The organism is Pectobacterium zantedeschiae (assembly GCF_004137795.1).
Classification (GTDB): domain Bacteria; phylum Pseudomonadota; class Gammaproteobacteria; order Enterobacterales; family Enterobacteriaceae; genus Pectobacterium; species Pectobacterium zantedeschiae.
Genome location: NZ_NWTM01000001.1, coordinates 2,512,803 through 2,531,716 on the forward strand (window position 1 = coordinate 2,512,803; position 18,914 = coordinate 2,531,716).

Annotated in this window: 18 protein-coding genes and 1 tRNA gene; 10 read left to right on the plus strand and 9 right to left on the minus strand. The window is 49.6% G+C overall.

From position 1 onward, the window contains the following. Positions 1-208: 208 nt before the first annotated feature. Positions 209-1,039 carry a phosphoenolpyruvate hydrolase family protein gene (locus CLR69_RS11365; RefSeq protein ID WP_039324005.1) on the minus strand — a complete coding sequence of 277 codons (831 nt, stop codon included), beginning with the start codon at positions 1,037-1,039 and terminating at the stop codon, positions 209-211. 16 nt (positions 1,040-1,055) lie between these two features. Then, positions 1,056-2,264: a Tm-1-like ATP-binding domain-containing protein gene (locus CLR69_RS11370; RefSeq protein ID WP_129712432.1), complete on the minus strand. Its 1,209-nt coding sequence runs from the start codon at positions 2,262-2,264 to the stop codon at positions 1,056-1,058. A gap of 288 nt (positions 2,265-2,552) precedes the next feature. Here CLR69_RS11370 and CLR69_RS11375 point away from each other — a divergent pair, with 288 nt between their 5' ends. Both CLR69_RS11375 and ansP read left to right on the plus strand, forming a co-directional pair. Beyond that, positions 2,553-3,182 carry a TetR/AcrR family transcriptional regulator gene (locus tag CLR69_RS11375; protein ID WP_129712434.1) on the plus strand — a complete coding sequence of 210 codons (630 nt, stop codon included), beginning with the start codon at positions 2,553-2,555 and terminating at the stop codon, positions 3,180-3,182. Positions 3,183-3,542: 360 nt separating this feature from the next. Then, the gene (gene ansP, locus CLR69_RS11380) at positions 3,543-4,994 is read left to right on the plus strand and encodes an L-asparagine permease (RefSeq protein ID WP_129703075.1); all 1,452 of its coding nucleotides are present in this window, start codon (positions 3,543-3,545) and stop codon (positions 4,992-4,994) included. Between the two features lie 90 nt (positions 4,995-5,084). Here ansP and CLR69_RS11385 read toward each other — a convergent pair whose 3' ends face one another. Continuing rightward, positions 5,085-7,238, minus strand: a complete 2,154-nt coding sequence (locus tag CLR69_RS11385; RefSeq protein ID WP_129712436.1) for an ornithine decarboxylase — start codon at positions 7,236-7,238, stop codon at positions 5,085-5,087. 231 nt (positions 7,239-7,469) lie between these two features. Further along, on the minus strand, positions 7,470-7,601 hold the full coding sequence (locus CLR69_RS23310) for a hypothetical protein (protein ID WP_277950126.1): 132 nt from the start codon (positions 7,599-7,601) through the stop codon (positions 7,470-7,472). 315 nt (positions 7,602-7,916) lie between these two features. On the opposite strand from CLR69_RS23310, the gene CLR69_RS11390 reads away from it, so the two are divergent. Then, positions 7,917-7,992 (plus strand) — tRNA-Phe (locus tag CLR69_RS11390). Positions 7,993-8,307: 315 nt separating this feature from the next. Then, on the plus strand, positions 8,308-9,051 hold the full coding sequence (locus tag CLR69_RS11395; RefSeq protein WP_197730549.1) for a hypothetical protein: 744 nt from the start codon (positions 8,308-8,310) through the stop codon (positions 9,049-9,051). Between the two features lie 544 nt (positions 9,052-9,595). On the opposite strand, the gene CLR69_RS11405 is transcribed toward CLR69_RS11395, so the two are convergent. Further along, positions 9,596-10,552, minus strand: coding sequence for an AraC family transcriptional regulator (locus CLR69_RS11405; RefSeq protein ID WP_129712438.1), 957 nt, complete (start codon positions 10,550-10,552; stop codon positions 9,596-9,598). 115 nt (positions 10,553-10,667) lie between these two features. Between CLR69_RS11405 and CLR69_RS11410 the strand changes: the two genes are divergently transcribed. Both CLR69_RS11410 and CLR69_RS22890 read left to right on the plus strand, forming a co-directional pair. Further along, on the plus strand, positions 10,668-11,855 hold the full coding sequence (locus tag CLR69_RS11410) for an MFS transporter (protein WP_129712440.1): 1,188 nt from the start codon (positions 10,668-10,670) through the stop codon (positions 11,853-11,855). A 25-nt stretch (positions 11,856-11,880) separates the two neighbouring features. Next, positions 11,881-12,030 carry a hypothetical protein gene (locus CLR69_RS22890; protein ID WP_165345987.1) on the plus strand — a complete coding sequence of 50 codons (150 nt, stop codon included), beginning with the start codon at positions 11,881-11,883 and terminating at the stop codon, positions 12,028-12,030. A gap of 663 nt (positions 12,031-12,693) precedes the next feature. Here the strand turns inward: CLR69_RS22890 and CLR69_RS11415 are convergent. Continuing rightward, on the minus strand, positions 12,694-13,785 hold the full coding sequence (locus CLR69_RS11415; RefSeq protein WP_242451584.1) for a methyltransferase: 1,092 nt from the start codon (positions 13,783-13,785) through the stop codon (positions 12,694-12,696). Between the two features lie 181 nt (positions 13,786-13,966). Then, on the minus strand, positions 13,967-14,554 hold the full coding sequence (locus CLR69_RS11420; RefSeq protein ID WP_129712441.1) for an NAD(P)H-dependent oxidoreductase: 588 nt from the start codon (positions 14,552-14,554) through the stop codon (positions 13,967-13,969). A gap of 117 nt (positions 14,555-14,671) precedes the next feature. Between CLR69_RS11420 and CLR69_RS11425 the strand changes: the two genes are divergently transcribed. Then, a complete protein-coding gene (locus CLR69_RS11425; RefSeq protein ID WP_129712465.1) occupies positions 14,672-15,298 on the plus strand; it encodes a TetR/AcrR family transcriptional regulator in 627 nt (208 codons plus the stop codon). An 83-nt stretch (positions 15,299-15,381) separates the two neighbouring features. Here CLR69_RS11425 and CLR69_RS11430 read toward each other — a convergent pair whose 3' ends face one another. Beyond that, positions 15,382-15,915, minus strand: coding sequence for an HPP family protein (locus CLR69_RS11430; RefSeq protein ID WP_129712443.1), 534 nt, complete (start codon positions 15,913-15,915; stop codon positions 15,382-15,384). Between the two features lie 129 nt (positions 15,916-16,044). On the opposite strand from CLR69_RS11430, the gene CLR69_RS11435 reads away from it, so the two are divergent. The 3 genes from CLR69_RS11435 to cueP all read left to right on the plus strand — a co-directional run bounded on the left by CLR69_RS11435 (position 16,045) and on the right by cueP (position 17,882). Continuing rightward, positions 16,045-16,620 carry a TetR/AcrR family transcriptional regulator gene (locus CLR69_RS11435; RefSeq protein WP_242451586.1) on the plus strand — a complete coding sequence of 192 codons (576 nt, stop codon included), beginning with the start codon at positions 16,045-16,047 and terminating at the stop codon, positions 16,618-16,620. Between the two features lie 90 nt (positions 16,621-16,710). Next, positions 16,711-17,112 carry a VOC family protein gene (locus CLR69_RS11440; protein ID WP_129712445.1) on the plus strand — a complete coding sequence of 134 codons (402 nt, stop codon included), beginning with the start codon at positions 16,711-16,713 and terminating at the stop codon, positions 17,110-17,112. A gap of 218 nt (positions 17,113-17,330) precedes the next feature. Next, positions 17,331-17,882 carry a copper-binding periplasmic metallochaperone CueP gene (gene cueP / locus CLR69_RS11445; protein ID WP_129712468.1) on the plus strand — a complete coding sequence of 184 codons (552 nt, stop codon included), beginning with the start codon at positions 17,331-17,333 and terminating at the stop codon, positions 17,880-17,882. 105 nt (positions 17,883-17,987) lie between these two features. Here the strand turns inward: cueP and CLR69_RS11450 are convergent, their stop codons facing one another. Then, the gene (locus CLR69_RS11450) at positions 17,988-18,881 is read right to left on the minus strand and encodes an ABC transporter six-transmembrane domain-containing protein (protein WP_129712447.1); all 894 of its coding nucleotides are present in this window, start codon (positions 18,879-18,881) and stop codon (positions 17,988-17,990) included. Positions 18,882-18,914 lie beyond the last annotated feature (33 nt).

Sequence of the window (18,914 nt, forward strand, 5' to 3'; positions counted from 1 at the left end):
TTCTCCGAAGTTTCTGCACTGTGAAAAACAGTATTTATAACAATGGCTTTCTTTCCTATGCGACCTAAAACGCTATTTAGTACCTCTTCTTAATGCACAAAAAACTACGGCCAGCATAAGCTGGCCGCATTCCCTGATATTGGCACAAAATTTACCCGTTTTTCTTCCTGAGTTAGGACATCGGCGGATATAGAGCCAAAAAAGTCTGTTAACGCTTAATTTTTTTGAATTGCTGTGTAGTAGCTGTTAACGCTGTTTCTGTCGGCAACCGCTCCATGGAGCTGGCACCGTAAAAACCATCGCACTGCGGGCAGTGATCCATAATGAACTGTGCGTCCTGCGGCGTTGAAATCGGTCCACCGTGACACAGCACAATTACATCCTTACGCACGGCCTTCGCCGCATCCGCCCAGTGGTTAATCAATGGAACACAATCTGCCAGATTAAGCGCGGTTTCTGCCCCAATGTTACCGCCAGTCGTTAACCCCATGTGCGGAACAATAATATCCGCGCCCGCTTTCGTCATCGCGACGGCATCTTCCGCACTGAACACATAAGGCGTGGTCAGCATGTCTTTTTCGTGCGCCAGACGAATCATGTCTACTTCCAGCGCATATCCCATGCCGGTTTCTTCCAGATTGGCGCGGAAATTACCGTCAATCAGGCCAACCGTCGGGAAATTCTGTACACCAGAGAAACCTAGCGCTTTCAGGTCATCCAAAAATTTATCGAACTGACAGAACGGATCGGTACCGTTCACCCCTGCCAGCACGGGGGTATGCTTCACAACCGGCAGCACTTCTTTCGCCATATCCACGACGATTTCATTCGCGTTGCCGTATGCCAACAGACCAGCCAGCGAACCTCTCCCCGCCATGCGATAGCGCCCGGAGTTGTAGATCACGATCAGGTCGATACCGCCCGCTTCTTCACATTTTGCGGACAGCCCCGTTCCCGCACCACCACCGATAATCGGTTCCCGGCGGGCAATCATTGCGCGGAATTTTGCCAACAGTTCCTGACGATTTATGCCTGACATCTTGCTTTCCCCCTTCTTATTTCAATAACGCCCGGAACGCATCAACAGCCGCGTGGGCAAATAAAGGATCGTTAATATGGAAAGGCAGACGAATAATCTGTCGTCTTGCCGTTTGCTTAACCACGCTCTCCAGCGTGCTGACAAACGCATCACGCGCTTCTGGGTGCCAGAATGCCTGATCCGGTGCATCCAGTGCGGAGAAGCCGCCTTCCGGGATCAGGAAACGCACCTCGCCTTCACAACGGTTAAGCTTCTCCCCAATCCAGCGCGCCATCTCAATGTTCTCGTCGATCGTGGTACGCATCAGAGTGACCTGTGCGTTGTGGTTGTAGAACAGGCGATGCGCGTATTTCTCCGGCACGCTGGCAGGGGCACCAAAGTTGACCATGTCCAACGCACCACAGGACGCCACGTAAGGCACCTGCGTTTTGGCTATCGCATCAAACCGTTCCGGCCCACAGGCCAGCACGCCATCAAACAGTAAATCGCACACTTCTGTCGTGGTGAGATCGAGCACGCCAGTGAGCAAATGGCTGTCCACCAGTTTTTCCATCGCTTTGCCACCGCTGCCCGTCGCATGAAAGACCAGACAGTCAAACTCCGTCTCCAGCAATTTACTGGCTTCCTGAATACAGGGCGTCGTGACACCAAACATAGTCAGGCCAATAGCGGGCTTATCTTCACGATGTTCCTGAATGTGAAACTTCACGGCTCCAGCAATTTGGTGCGCCGCGTTGCCGAGAACCTGACGAGAAATACGGTTCAGACCCGCCACATCGGTAACGGAATACATCATGCTGATATCGCTGGCTCCGATGTAGCCGGAAATGTCGCCGGAAGCCATCGTCGAAACCATCAGCTTCGGCATACCAATCGGTAAAGCCTGCATCGCGGGTGTAATCAGCGCCGTACCGCCGGACCCCCCGAGGCCGAGCACCCCAGCGATATCATCGCGCGACAGCATGAAATGCTCGAATGCGATGGCCATGGCGCTAATCGCTTTCCCTCTGTCGTGGCAAAACACCGCTGATGCACCCTGCGGGTGGTAAGATGCCACCGTGTCTGCGCTGATATCAGTTGTATCCAACGTAGGTGAATGCGTTGACAGATCAACCGTGACGGTTTTCAAGCCCGTTGCTGCTATCAGATCGCGGACATAAATCTGTTCTTTCCCTTTAGTATCAGCTGTACTTGCAATATAAACGCTGCCAACTTCACTTCCCACTTGGTATCCCTCTCACCATTAGCGAAACAATTAACAGATTGATATAAATAACAATTACAAGAAACCAAAAACAGACAAGATTAATTTATCACCATATTGAGACTTGAGTATCAGAAAGACAATTCATTAAACACCCAAATGAGACAAAAGTCTCAAAATGTTATGTATGCCAACACATAACCAGTAAGAAAGCTTGACGTGACACAAGAATCACTCAATTTGCTATAGTTCAGGTGATAATGCCGTGCTGCCTGATAGCTCCGGCCAGAAAAATTCAATGAGGTCTATGTGATTGAACAGGATGAGAAACTGACATCAACAAGGGCGAAAACCCGTCGTTTACTGATTGATACCGCCATGAATATGTTTGATCAAGGCATATTCCCTTCCATTACCGATATTGCCACTGCGGCCAAGCTTTCACGCGCGACGGCCTACCGCTATTTTCCGACGCAAAGTGCGTTAGTTTCAGCCGTTGTTGGCGAAAGCCTTGGCCCTATTCTTGCGTGGCATCCAACACAACCGGACGCCAGCGAACGCGTTGCCGAACTGCTGCGTTTTGCTTACCCAAGGATGCTGGAGCATGAAGGTGCGCTGCGTGCCGCACTGCATCTTTCACTGCAACAATGGGCCGACCGTCGCTCTAATCGTCTTCATACCGACGTGCTGACACGCGGCAATCGTAAACGCTTGCTCAAGATTGCCACCGAACCGCTGGAAGGAAAAATCACACCGGAAGCACAGCAGCGGGTAATTTACGCTCTGTCGCTCATTTATGGTTCCGAAGTTTTCCTGGTACTGAAAGATATCTGGAATCTGGAGGAAGACGGTATTCAGGACGTCACGCAGTGGGTTGCCAAAGCCATTTTACGGCAGGCGGAAGAAGACGCAGCGCAGGCTGATTCATCGAAAATATAACGAAAGACAGTAACGCCGTATCTCGCTACGTTGCTGGCCCGGATATTAGCGGGTAATTCATCACCTTTTTCTGTTCATCCCGCCCCGTATATTCATCACGTAACCGGGGCGGTGAAGTTTGTTTCCCGCCGAATGCCCAACGCACCATCATCCTCTGACACACTTTCCCCCTATCCATTTTTTGCCACAGAACACAGGAAAAGGTAGCATCGCTGCCGTTGTTCTCAACAATGCGGCTTACCGCGCTCGACGCACAATAAAAAAAACGCCGCAGATAAAAACATAACCATTTGATTTTTAAATAACAATAGCAAGCGCACCATCATAGAATGCGTGACAGACAGGAAAGCACCGACATCAATGACACAACATTCCTCCCCTCATAGCGAGCCTCATGCAGCCGGGCAGAACCTCCACGAAAAGGGCTATCACCAAAGTCTCGGCAACCGCCACGTACAGATGATCGCGATTGGCGGTTCCATCGGCACCGGCCTGTTTCTTGGCGCAGGCGCACGTCTGCAAATGGCGGGACCAGCACTGGCGCTGGTCTATCTGGTTTGCGGTATCTTCTCTTTTTTCATCCTGCGCGCGTTGGGTGAACTGATCGTTCATCGCCCCACCAGCGGCAGCTTCGTGTCTTACTCGCGTGAGTTTCTGGGTGAAAAAGCCTCCTATGTAGCAGGCTGGATGTACTTCCTCAACTGGGCGATGACCGGAATTGTCGACATCACCGCCGTCGCACTCTACATGCATTACTGGGGTACGTTTGCCGATGTTCCCCAGTGGCTGTTCGCGCTGGGCGCACTGTCCATCGTCACGCTGATGAACCTGATCGGCGTGAAGTGGTTTGCAGAAATGGAATTTTGGTTCGCGCTGATTAAGGTCGCCGCCATCGCTATTTTTCTAGTGGTCGGCACGGTCTATCTCGGCACGGGTAGCCCACTGGCTGGCAACACGCCCGGCCTGCATTTAATTACCGATAACGGCGGTCTGTTCCCACACGGCATTCTGCCCGCACTGGTACTGGTTCAGGGGGTAATCTTTGCCTTTGCCGGTATCGAAATCATCGGGACAACGGCAGGCGAATGTAAAAACCCGGAACAGGTGCTGCCGAAAGCGGTCAACAGTGTCATCTGGCGTATCGGTCTATTCTACGTCGGTTCTGTCGTGCTATTGGTCTGCCTACTACCGTGGAATGCATATCAGGCAGGACAAAGCCCGTTCGTGACCTTTTTCAGCAAACTGGGCGTTCCCTATATCGGGACAATCATGAATATCGTGGTGCTGTCCGCCGCGCTGTCCAGCCTGAATTCCGGCCTGTACTCGACGGGGCGTATTCTCCGCTCGCTGTCGCTGGGTGGCTCGGCTCCCGCTTTCTTGTCGAAAATGAGCAACCAATCTGTCCCCTATACCGGCATTTTGGTGACGGTCGGCATCCACATTATCGGCGTGGTGCTGAACTACGTAGTGCCATCACAGGTATTTGAGATCGTCCTGAATATCGCCTCGCTCGGCATTATCTGCTCCTGGGCGTTCATCATTCTGTGCCAGATGCAATTACGTAAAGCGATCCGTCAGGGGAAAGCCAAACCGGTTGCGTTCAGAATGCCCGGTGCGCCAGTAACATCATGGCTGACGCTGGCTTTTCTGTTGAGCGTATTGGGGTTGATGGCGTTTGATTACCCAAACGGCACCTGGACGATTGCGACAGTACCCGTGCTGGCGATCATGTTGATCATCGGCTGGCGCGGGCTGAAAAAACAGCGTGAAGCGGTGAAACTCGCCAACCAGCAGGAATCCAGCCTGCGTTAGCGATGCAGTGATAAAAATCATCTTGCTTTAAGAAAGAAACAATTCAGGCTCGTTTCCGAGCCTGAATTTTCGATGTGAAAAGCAATATCGTTACTTTTCTACCACGTAACCGTACAGCCGTTTACTACCATCTTCTTCCGCCACGCTGTAAACCCCCTGCAATTCTGGTGAAAAACCGGGCAGCAGGTTAATTCCATCTTCCAGCGCCAGAAAATAGCGCTGTACCGCTCCGCCCCAGGTTTCACCCGGTACGACACACAGCACGCCAGGGGGATATGGCAATGCCCCTTCTGCCGCGATACGTCCTTCCGCTTCAACGATGGGAACCAGTTCAATATTCCCACGCACAAACTCTCTGTTAGCATCCTGCGGCAACATCACCACGGACGGAAACTCAGTTTTGCGGAACATCGCTTTTTGCAGATCTTTCACGTTGTGCTGGGCGTAAAAATCATGCATTTCCTGACACAAGCGACGCAGTCGATAACCGCGGTAGCGCTCTTTGTATTTCTGATACAAGCTGGGCAGCACTTCGCTCAGCGGCGCATCGCGAGCGATCAGCGTTTCAAAATGAACCAGCGCATTCACCAGTTCCTGCATTTTGGCACCGTCTTCCGCTGGCGTTAACAGGAACAGGATCGAGTTCATGTCGCATTTTTCAGGGATGATACCGTGCTCACGCAGATAGTTAGCCAGGATCGTCGCCGGAATACCAAATTCAGTGTAATCACCGCTAATCGCATCAATACCCGGCGTAGTCAGCAGTAACTTACAAGGATCGATAAAGTACTGATCCTCCGCATACCCTTCGAACGCGTGCCATTTCTCGCCCGGTTCAAAGTTGAAGAAACGCACGTCCTGCGCGATCGTCTCCGTATCGTGATCCTGCCAGAGCGCCCCGCCCACGGTTACAGGCACGAACGGCTTGATGAGCGAGCAGCGCGTCAATAATTGCTTACGTGCCTCAATACCTAGCTTCACGCAGTCCATCCACATACGACGCCCGCTCGCTCCTTCGTGCATTTTGGCATTGACGTCTAGCGCGGCGAACAGCGGGTAAAACGGACTGGTTGAGGCATGCAGCATAAAGGCGTTATTCAGCTGTTTATGGTTACAAAAACGGCGCTGACCTTTGATGTGCGTATCTTTTTTGTGGATCTGCGAGGTCTGAGAGAAGCCCGCCTGCTGCTTATGCACCGACTGGGTGACGAAGATACCCGGATCGTTTTCATTCAGATCCAGCAACAGCGGCGAGCACTGCTCCATCATCGGAATGAACTGCTCATAGCCGACCCAGGCGGAATCAAACAGAATGTAGTCACACAGGTGCCCAATGCTATCGACGACCTGACGCGCGTTATAAATCGTGCCGTCATAGGTGCCAAGCTGGATGACGGCCAGACGGAACGGGCGCGGCTCGTTGGCGCGTTCCGGCGCAACTTCCGCAATCAGCTTACGCAGATAGGCTTCATCGAAACAGTGTGCATCCACGCCGCCGATAAAGCCGAACGGATTACGCACAGTTTCCAGATAAACTGGCGTCGCGCCCGCCTGAATCAGCGCACCGTGATGGTTGGACTTATGGTTATTACGGTCAAACAGCACAAGATCGCCGCGCGCCAGCAGCGCATTCGTCACCACTTTGTTCGCCGAAGAGGTGCCATTCAACACGAAATAGGTCTTATCGGCGTTAAACACGCGCGCTGCGTGCTTCTGCGCCTTCTTCGCCGCCCCTTCATGGATCAGCAAATCGCCCAGTTTGACGTCGGCATTACAGATGTCAGACCGAAAAACGTTCTCACCGTAAAATTCAAAAAACTGACGCCCCGCCGGATGCTTACGGAAGAACTGACCGCCCTGATGCCCCGGGCAGGCAAACGTCGTGTTTTTCATTTTGACGTACTTGGTCAGCGTATCGAAAAACGGCGGCAGCAGCGCATCCTGATAGCCTTTCGCCGCACGTTCCAGCACGCTGGCATGCTCACCTTCATCATCGAGAATCAGCCATTCGCTGCCCGCAGGCAGAACATCTGACTCTTTATCTTCATCAGGCTCTTCGACAAACGCCGGGATAGTAAAACCGGTGTGCTGCAATATCGACAGGATACCGCTACGGGCTTCCTCAATAGAGACGACGACCGCCGCCACATCAGTGAAGTCAGTCTGACTCAACGCGACAATCTCGCGCGTTGTGATTAAACGGGTGGCAACCGCTGCATTCGCCGCAATTTTTAACTGTTTCATGTAACCAAACCCAAACGGTTAAGGGTAAGTGTACGTGCCTAGAAGACACCGTTCAGGGATAACAATCCCGACCAATCACAATGCCAATCAATAACGACAAGCGTATGATCCCTACAGGTAAACTGTAGGCTAAGAATGGAAAAACTGGAGCCAGCACCATCCGATAGACATCAGTAAAAGCAGAGCAGCACTCTATTTTTACTCATGCCTAACAGCGAGCGAACGAACGCCTCACCGCATGGTGAAGGAGGATAATCGACAGGAAGAAAAGTAAATCGTGCAGCGATGGGAAGAAGAAACGCGCAGTGACGTCATCAGCGAGCTGGCACGAGCATTCTGCACCATGAGCAATGAATCTGACATATCGGCGATCCTCTTTTAGCTATACGCTAACTACGCTTAAAGGGGCGTTCAGGTGAACGAGACGTTAAAAACCGCGCAATAGTGGCATTATTCTTCATCAAATTCAACAATCCAGCCCGTACACAAGGCGGTAAAAAGTGCAACGAAACATGCCGAACGTATACGGGAAGAAGCATGAGTGCGCTAAGCATGCTGAAAGGATCGCCAGGAATCGGCTAGCAAATAATACAATTGCCTGAAAATAGCGCAGGCTCTCCGCTTTGTGACAGAAACCCGTTGACGCCACGCAGCCAATACGGTTTAATGCGCCCCGTTGCCCGGATAGCTCAGTCGGTAGAGCAGAGGATTGAAAATCCTCGTGTCCTTGGTTCGATTCCGAGTCCGGGCACCACTTATTTAAAGAAACCAGCCTAACGGCTGGTTTTTTGCTTTTGGGAGATTCGAACTCTCCATCGAACACCATTCGATTATTCGCCGCAAGCGGCTCACCCTTTCAGGGCCAGCGCGACAAGCGCACTGCTCAACGCCTCCGGCGTTTGTCCGAGTCCGGCACTACCTTTCCTTTTTTAGGCCGCCTCATCCGAACGTATAAAGATTGCCCTTCACTGACCGATATCTTTATTGTTTTGATGAGAAGTGATGCCCGATACGGGTCCACAGTATTCATCCAACGCTTTAAAAAATAGTGCCAGAAGGAAATTCAGGTATGATCAACCAGGTTGGAACCCCCTATAGCACCAGCACACAGGCCGCAGATACCCAGCGCACGGCCCCCCAGTCAGCCACTGCGGATAGCGTAACCGTAAACGCCGACAGCCAGACCAAACAAGAGGTGGTGTTTTCCTCTCTGGCGCAGCAATTAAGCGACAGCGCAAGCCGCGCAGATGCCGAGTATGCGAGCCTCAGCAGAAAAGAACTCGGTGAAAAAGCCACCACGCTGCTCAAAAAAATCACCGGGTCAGATTATGACGCTAACCGGGCGATCAATAACGCTGAAGTGCCCAATTCTTCCGATCCTGAACGTTTGGGTAGGGCAGCAGACGCCACAAAATTTGTTAATGGTTCCGGAAAGAATCCGTTTGCCAGTCTTTCACGCGATCAGCTTGCTTTAATTACCTATGACGACAGTGGACTCTATACCACCAACGAAAGAAGAGCAGCATGGGAAGAGTCATACGATCAAGAATATGCATGGCGCAAAGAGGTGGTCGCCAAAGCGATGGCGGAATATAACAGCAGCGGGAAACTGACCGGTTTCTTTAGCGAGGTGCTGGACCACTATAAAACACTACCGGATATCGAGCAGGCACAATATCCAGAGAACTATGAAGCGAAATTGCAGAAATGGATTGATCTCGATTACAACTACTTTACCAATACCGTAGAAGGTAAAGGATCGCCGAACGATATTCTCTCGCTGCAAGAAAGCCTGAACATATTGCAACAATAGTCTGGACGATTCGCTGTTGAAGTTTGGTTATGTGGAAAAATATGCCGTTGTTGATTAAACCAACGGCATTGCCGCTATATAGCCATAAGATTGATGTCATCGCAAAAACATTCAGGTTTTGAACCCCGATAAAAATGACGCATCGTTACGTTATGATAATGACAATGATGAAATGCAATTAACTCAGTAACGTTACCCAGCCACTGGGGACATCAGTAAAAAACGTGGCTTCCTGTGTGGCCGTCCGTGTGCCAACAATAACGTACTGACTAAGCGCCGGGTTAACGTTGGTTAAAATGTAGTACGGCTTGCGCCCGAACATATTCCCTTGATTTGGCTGCTGTGTGCCCACGCTACCATCGAGGTTGAATTCAAAATACAGGGCATTCTGCGGTGCAGTGTAAGTATCCCACTAAAATGAACCATCCATCTTTTGATGTTCACGAGCACGGTATCAATTTCAAATTGATAAACTCCCCACCAGCAACAACGATCGATACGATGACGCGTTCGCTTCCAGTACGATCTCTAACTCTGTTCCCTATCAAACTTCCTCAGAAATCTGACTGGTTTCCCGCAGCGTTCCCGGTGCATGGCCCACGATGCGTTTAAATGCGCGGCTGAACGCCGCCAGCGATCCGTAACCCAGACGTAGCGCCACTGTTTCAATCGGCTGATGCTCATGACGGATGTACTGGACAGCCAGACGCATGCGCAGCTCGCTGAGATATTTTACGGGCGTGGTTCCGGTTGCGGAGAGAAAGCGTTCGGCAAAAACGGAACGGGAAGTGCCCGCTTCTTTTGCCAGCTCCGCAACGCTCCAATTGACGCCCGGATTCTGATGCATCGCGTAAATCGCCCGGCTTAGCCTCGGGTCGCGCAGTACCTGTACCCAGCCCGTTGCTTTACCGCAGCCTGCTTCAACCCATCCGCGCACGATGAGCGCAGCGACCACATCGGCCAGTCGCGCCAGAATACCAGCGAAGCCCACCTGACGTGTCATCGACTCACGCTCCATAGCTACAAGAAGAGGATGAATTTCCGGCCAGGTCGACATCAAGCGGCTCACCATCATGACTTCCGGCATCGCTTTAATCAGCGGCTGCATTCCACCCAGCTCAAAATCCATGCATCCGCTGAAGATTACCGTGTTCTCAGTGTCAGGGCAGGGTTTGCAATCAATCGCACAGACCGAATTGCAAATCGATTCGCTGGGAAAGGCAGATACTGGCGTAACGTCAGCCTTTTCATCAGAGAGCAGCGCATGCGAATTCCCGTTGGGGATAAACAGCGCATCCCCGCTTTTTAGCACAAACGTCGCACCACTCTCCATACGCAGCAGCGCCGTCCCCTGGCTGACAAAATGGAACTGCGCCTTGCCGGGCACATAGTGAAACGCCACACCAAACGGAGCATGGGTTTCAATTCGGCGATATATCACCCCAGAAAGACGCATCCGGCGCAGAAGTTCGCTGATCAAATCGGGTGACTGAACGGTCATGGCAACAACCCCGGACGAATAATCAATAAGTGAAGAGTATATGTCATAGATCGTCCATGCGGAACGCTTTATGCTTCGTGACGGTTGTCACATTTTTCTAACGAGAGAGCAACAGATGAATTCATGTATAGCGGCAAGTGAGGCCATCTCGCCCGCAAAACCCGCCTGGCGAGCCGTTTATTCACTGGGGCTGGGGGTATTTGGCCTGATTACGGCTGAGTTTTTACCGGCCAGTTTACTAACGCCGATGGCAGCAAGCTTAGGCGTGACGGAAGGCATGGCAGGCCAAGCGGTGACTGCGACGGCGCTGATTGCATTGGTGACCGGATTGCTTATCACTCCGGCGACCAAAAGTATCGACCGCCGTTGGGTGTTGATGTTTTTCTCGGTGCTGCAAATCATCTCCAGCTTACTGGTAGCCTTTGCCCCCAATCTGCATGTGTTGCTATTCGGGCGTTTACTGCTGGGGATTGCCATTGGTGGATTCTGGGCCATGTCCACCGCCACGGCGATGCGTCTTGTGCCTAAGGATAAAGTACCGAAAGCACTGGCGGTGATCTTCTCCAGCGTCTCGATTGCTACCGTCGTTGCCGCGCCGCTTGGCAGCTATCTGGGGAGTTTGATCGGCTGGCGAAACGTCTTTATCCTCTGCATTCTACCGAGCATTGTGGCGCTGTTTTGGCAGTTATGGGTATTACCATCAATGAAACCGGAGAGCAGCGGTAGCCTGGGAACACTGCTTCGCGTGCTGCGCCGTCCGGGCATGATCGGTGGATTGCTGGCAACCGTGCTGATCTTTAGCGGACATTTCGCTTTCTTTACCTACCTGCGGCCGTTTCTGGAAACTGTCGGGCAGGCAAGCGTCGAAAGCATTTCCTTAATTTTGCTCGGCTTTGGCCTCGCCAATTTTGTTGGTACCTCGATTGCCGGTTATCTACTGGCGCGAAACTTACGCTTGACGCTGGCACTGGTGCCCTTTGTGATGGGCGTACTGGCTCTGACCATGGTGGCCTTTGGACATCTGCCGATGTTGGACGGTTTACTGGTGGCAATGTGGGGATTTGCGTTTGGTCTGGTTCCTGTGGGCTGGTCAACCTGGCTTGCGACCACCGTACCGGACGAAGCTGAAAGCGCAGGCGGTTTACTGGTGGCATCGATCCAGTTTGCCATCGGTGCTGGCGCCGCAGGTGGCGGGGTGATATTTGACCTCAACGGGGCCAGTGGCGTATTTGCTGGCAGCGGATTATTGCTGGTATCAGCAATGGTGATTGTTTTTGCGGGCGTGCGAGTTCGGACGCAATAAAACGGTATGACACACCCGAGCGTGGGTGTGGTATCTGTCACTTACCCGTTATAACGTCATGACCTATGACTACGATTTGCTGAATCCACTAAGCGAAGAACCGACAGTCATCACCGCGCAGGAGCAAGCAGGCACAGAGTTGAAGAAACAGCTGCTTGATATAGCTACGGCCTAAAAGAATAAAAGCCCTGACTGTGTTAGCCAGGGCTTTTAAGGTACTACAGACTTAATGTTTAACATTCATTGACTTAATAACGTCTTACTACTATTGGTACTGCCTCAAATGTACACGTGTATCACAGATAATATTGGGTACTAAAAAAATAGCTAAACCTCCCATATATTTACTGGTTTACCCCCGACCAACCTTACCAGACATGCAAAGGTATGGCAGATTAACGGGTACATCCCCCATCGCGATATAGACTCTTTGATGCGTGGCCTTACTCTCGTTGCGACATTTTACGAATGACTCAATCAACACCCAATCGCAAACAATAAAAACTAAATCATGGCCTTACATCATCGCGCTTTCGTCCCCTTTTGCGATTGTAGATACTGACTACGTGGCCTTAAGCATCATCAAGTGAGAATATTAACTTTTCTCAACATCGATTACCCATACAAAAATACTTCGTGGCCTTTATCGCAAAATAACTTATTAAAGAACATGTTCGTTGTCTTTAATATAACAGCAAACTTAAAATAGTCGCCGTTAATAACCAATTTACGGATTTTAAAAACAGTGTCAATACTGTTATTAATAACATGTTTTTAATAACAGTATTCATGAGGGAGTGGATAATGAAAACGTAAGAAAACAGGTCACTTACGCCATTCAACCCAGCAACGTAGTGTTTAATTTAATTTCAACGATCGTATGGCCGGTTGTTATTTTCTTTGTGCCAACAATGGCTAATCCGCTTAACGTCAGAATATCTTCTATATCTTTCAATGTCCTGTATCGCGTGCCATCCTGACAGATAACGGATTGGAAAAGTGCATTCATCAATAATCTGGGTGACGTTTCTTCATACTCCAGCAGAGGCTCGATAATTAACAGCGTTGAATTTCCAATTGATTTCGCTATTTCTTTTAAGATCTTCAGGCTAAATTCATCATTCCAGTTATGTAATACATTTTTAAGCAGGTAGACATCATAACCAGAAGGAATCGCCTCAAAAAAACTGCCGGGAGTGAAAACCATTCTTTCTTTCAATGCAGGATAGTGCTGTGCGACACGCTTTTCGCTTCGACTACAGACGCCAGTCATGTCGAAAAGACATCCGGTCAAGTTATGAAACTGTTTTATAATCTCAACCAGAATAACGCCACTACCGCCGCCAATATCAACAACGCTTCCAGCCTTTTTAAAAAGAGATGCATATTCTTTAGCCAACACATAACCTACCGGACGCGATAAATCCCGCATGGCAAGATCGTAAACTTCTGCACGTGATGGGGAATCCGCCAGGTGCTCATACAATGTCAGCCCAAACCTCTGCTTAAATCCCGACTCCCCCGTACGGCACGTATGCAGTAATCCATCAAACCCCTGGTAATATTCATTACCGAATAACATACAGAAATTTTTCATTGAGCTAATGTTATCCGACATCAGCAGCGCAGAACGTGCGTTATTTTTAATAACATTGTCATCTTTCACTTCGAAAAAGCCAAAGACCTCAAGTACCTTTATAATATCAAAAAGGTTTTTCTCACATGTATGACATGCCTTTGCCAATTCATAAATGGTTGAACCCGGTTCCTCTATCTTATCTGCTATCCCTATTTCCGCTGCGACACATAATGCTTTTGCAGCTAAAGGCATCATCATTATTTCTGAAATATTTCTTATATACTCAGCGGAATTCATATCGTTACCTTTATTATCTGATTTCATAGCGAGGATGAATTGACTATCTAGCATGTCATTTATGCCGATACACAAAGTATGCTGAAATGAGGCTAAAAAGTATCATCCATTTGGCCGAGCGATAATCAGCTATTTACGACTCGGCCAAAATAAATAAGGGATGAAATCGATATTATTTAAAAAGCTATTGTTTTAAACAAAGGGGAGTTTGCTAGCAATAGATCGATCACAGCATTTATCGGAAAATTTTCTCACCAATATTGCGTGCGGCATCAATACAAGCCTCTGGCGTTCCCAGTTCCGGCATCAACAGCATTTCAGACGTCAAGACTGGCGCACCACAGTAGTCAAAAATCCCATGAGCGATCTGCGCATGAAAGGCATCTGCGTAGCCACGCTTTTCGAATGTTCTCTGGTTGGCTGCGCCCAGAGCCACAAGGTGCACCGGTAAGTGCCCCAGTTTCTTTATCACTCGTCCATCAGTCGTTTCTTCATAGGCCCAGCCGTTTGCAAAAACGCGGTCGATCCAGCCTTTCAACAGCCCCGGCATGGACCACCAATAAATCGGGAATACCAGCACCAACGCATCTGCGTTATCAATACGGGATTGTTCAGCAACAACGTCAGGCGGTGTTGTACATGTGTGCTGAAAAGCCGCCATATCTGACACAGAAAACACCGGATTAAAACCTTCCTGCGTAAGATCTGCGATTTCAAACGTATTTGTCGGGTTTACTCCAGTAATCCCTTCCGCGATGGCGGTCGCGACACTATGGGTTAGTGAGGTATTAACAGGATGAGAAACGACAAGTAATGCATGCATTCTGGGTACTCCCTATTGCTATAAAACGACGTCAGAGATAGTCTTATATACTAACGGTAACTTACCACTGGCAAGTTACTTTTGGTACATAAGAATGTCAACAGGATAATATCGGTGATCTCCAAACCACAGGCACGACAGCGTTTATCAAGAGAAGAGCGCCATATACAACTGATACAAGCCGCCTGGCAGATTATTCGGGAGGAAGGTACGGAAGCGCTGACACTTGGGCACCTGGCAGAACAGGCAGGTGTAACGAAACCGGTAGTTTACGATCACTTTACTAACCGTTCGGGGCTGTTAGCTGCACTTTACAAGGAATATGATGCTCGCCAGACGGCGATTATGGATGACATGATCCGTAAGACTGAACCTGTGCTCGAAAAGTTGGCGACGGTTATTGCCACCTCGTACATTGATTGCGTGCTGCTTCAGGGGCGCGAAATGCCTAACGTCATGGCAGCACTCACGGGTACTCCCGAGCTTGAACAGATCAGGCAGGAGTACGATGCCATTTTCACGGAGAAATGCCGCGATCTTTTTGCTCCATTCTGTTCAGCTCAACCACTTCATGATGCAGCACTGCGCGCTATGCTCGGTTCCGCAGAAGGATTATCTTATGCTGCGGTTAAAGGAATTATTACGGAACAACAGGCTAAGGATGAGCTATTCCACGTAATTATTTCTATGGTGCAAAGGTGCAGTACAAACGAGCGCCATAACGCTTCCCTGCAAAATAGCTGAAGCAATCCAATACTGAATTAGTAAGAAAACGCCCCACATCAAAAGACATCCCACGACTCGCCTCATCCCTGAGGCAAACTCTCTCAGGGCTGTCGCTTGCGCAGCCCAATGCCGTGCCAATACGCAGGCCACTTACTTTCCTCAGCGTAGTTATTGATCACCGCGGCGATCGCCACCAGCACAATGCTCCCCAGCAGAACGGGCGTGACTAAGAACTCAAACCCCACAGCGCTTTTCCCTGCCAGAATAATGACCAGTGGGTTAGCGCCAGCCGGTGGATGAACAGTGCGAGAATATTGCATCAGCATCGTCGCCACACCAACCGCGAGTGACAAAACAATGATCGTGTCACCGAATCCATATAAAGCAATCAGGCCCACGGCTGATGTAATGAAATGTCCTCCAATTACGTTCCTTGGCTGTGCGAATGGCGATGCTGGCGCAGCAAATAAAATGACGCACGTTGCTCCAAAAGGTGCCATCAACCACGGTACGCCAGTGGATTGTCCCAAATAGCTTAGGATCAGAACTCCTACACTCCCACCAACTAACCCCTTCATTAACTGGATAAACGTTGGCTTTGGCGGTAAAGCACCGCCTCCCCTGAGTTTCTTCATTGCTCATCCTCGATAAAAATATGAGTTTTATGATATTGCCGTGCTATATTGAGTGTACAGATCTGTACACAAGCAAAATAAATGGTACAGATCTGTACACACAAAAACAACCCATTACCGATGAAGAAAATGATGAAAGAGAACATGGGTAAGAAAGAGCACATTGTAGATATCGCCGAAGCGCTATTTAATGAATTTGGCTATACCACCGTTGGCGTGGATTTGATTCGAGATAAGGCGGAAGTCTCCAAGACCTCCATGTATCGCCATTTCGGTTCAAAAAACAAGCTGATTGAAGCCGTGCTGATTCGTCGGCATACGCATTTTGAGGAAGGACTCGCTCGCGCGGTATCAGGGAGTAAAGATGCGGAAAGTCGCCTGGATGCCGTGATGGACTGGCATTTTGCCTGGTTCAGAACCGTGAACTTTAAGGGATGTATGTTCATGCATGCGCTGGCTGAGTTTAAGGGGCAAGATGAAGCCATTACCGCTCTAGCGCTGCACCATAAAGCCTGGCTCAAATCATTTTTACTATCCATCTTCACCCCCGAAGAACCAGACAAGGAATATAAAGCCGAAGCTATCATGACGTTTCTTGAAGGAATGATCGTGAGAGCGGAATTTATCGGCGTAGCCAGCGGCGAGGATGTTTATCGCCGACACGCGAAGCTCTTAGCATTATCTCATCCTGCTCTCAGCCAGTAATAGCGCGGTGCCTATCACACATTGGCACAGTAAAACGAACCGACGAATGCGTAGTCATCATTAGTTTTGTCTTTAATTGAGGAACTCGCCATGAATTCACCAGCCACACAAGGCGTTCACCATATTGGTTTGGTGGTATCAGCACTGGAAGAAAGCTCATACTTTTTTACCTCGCTTCTGGGATGGAAAGAGGTAAAACGAAAAGAGGATTATCCCGCTATTTTTGTCAGCGACGGCACGGTGATGCTCACGCTTTGGCAAGTACAGACCAGCGAGCCTGTTCCGTTCGATCGAAAAAACAACGTCGGATTACATCATCTTGCCATTAAGATTGATAACAAAGCCGTACTGTTTAAGCTCTTTGAGAAGTTATCAGCCCATAACATCAACATTGAGTTCGCGCCCTCTCTGATTAATGATGGGCCGGCAATGCATATGATGTGCTATGAACCAAGTGGAATCCGCATCGAGTTTTATTGGTCAGGTCAGTAAGCGTAGACGAAGAAACCCCGGCTCATGACCAGCATCAATAATGGCACTGATATCACCGTCATTTACCATGGTCTAAAATTGACCAAAATCAACAAAAACCAAGTAAATACATTACTTTACCTTTCTATACACCCTGCCTTTTGACCTTCCCGTAGGGGGAAGGTGTAACGTCATAGCATGTGATTCCAAGATAATGATTCTATTGAGGGGAAGTAATGATGAAGATAAAGATGATGGCGGGACTATTCGGTTTGATATTAAGCAGCTCAGGTTTTGCAGCGACGGCTGATGCTAACGCTTTTCTTGCCAAGCAAGGGCTCGCGGGGAAAACCGTCGAGCAGATCGTCGATGTTATCGATCAATCACCACAGGCAAGACCTTTGCCCTACAGCGCTTCTATTACCAGCAAAGAACTGAAATTATCAGATGGGCAGCAGCAATATAGCTATCCGCAGGGAACTAAATTCTACCTCTCATTCGCCCCTTATATTCAACAAACACACCCCTGCTTTAATCACAGTTTGTCTGGGTGCCAGGGGGAACTCGCTAATACCGCGTTTGACGTAAAAATCACCGATAAAGCGGGTAACGTTATCGTGCAGAAAACCCTAAACAGCCACCAAAACGGTTTTATTGGCGTATGGTTACCGCGCAATATTGAAGGAACAATCAATGTCACCTATCAGGGACGCGTGGCAAGCTCACCGTTTGCTACCTATGACGACAGCCAGACCTGCATGACAACATTACCGTTGAAAGAACGGGCGTAGAGAGACATAAGTGGGTACTGATTGAGAAACCCAGTACATCGCTGGGTTTCTTATTTAAAGGAAAAACAGGCGAATTATCGAACCTCAGCTACAGGCGGTAAACACTCATACCACGCCCGTATCTACACGCTTCCCGATATCTTTTAGCTGTGAATATTTTTCTAACAAACCTGGTGCATCGTCCAGGCTCATGGCAAACATCCACATGTAAGTCATCACCGAATAGATATGCCCCGCGTTAGTTCCACCGTTAAGTGTCATATACAGGATCGTCAGTGAAAACAGCACGGCAGCAGCAGCGCCAATCGATAAGTAACCCAACGCTTCACGATCCGACAGGCGAATGCGCAACCCAGCCAGCACGTGATAATGCTTGGTCAGTGACGCGGCAGTCGCACTGCTGACAAAACCGACTTCCTTCTCCAGACGGTTATTTAATTTGCCGAACAGGACTTCATTTTTACGAGTGTAGCTTGGCAGAAACAGGGCAAAAAACAGCAGAATGACGATGCAGGCGACACCCGCCCAGGATTCAATCACCAGCAGCATGACGGCTGCACCGATGATCGACGCCAGCGACGTGATCAGCACCGGGAGATGGATTTCAAAAAAATCCACGAACTCGCGTGACAGCGCCACGCGCGCCGCAATGGTCGAATGGCTGTGGTTCTCTTTTCTCTGCGCCAGAATAACTGGCACAGCCAAGGCAGCATAGATACGAGCAAACGTGCGGGTATCCACGCTGCGTCGCGCTGCGCCAATCGCCCACATAACAAAAACCATCAGTGCATACAGCACCGCATGCCAAGGCTGAGCATTAAGAATCGCGTTAATAGCAAAGCCAGCCATCAAGGGATAAAGCAGGTAAGTTACATTCTCCGCGACGACTAACAGCAGAGTGAGAATCAGTTTTTTGCCATGCAGCTTTCCAAGTTTTTTAAGGGTAACAGCGGCACTATGCGAAACCTTGCCCGGTTCGCTGATATTATGGGTTTGCATGAGAATAGCATCTAGCAGAGTTATACTTGAGCG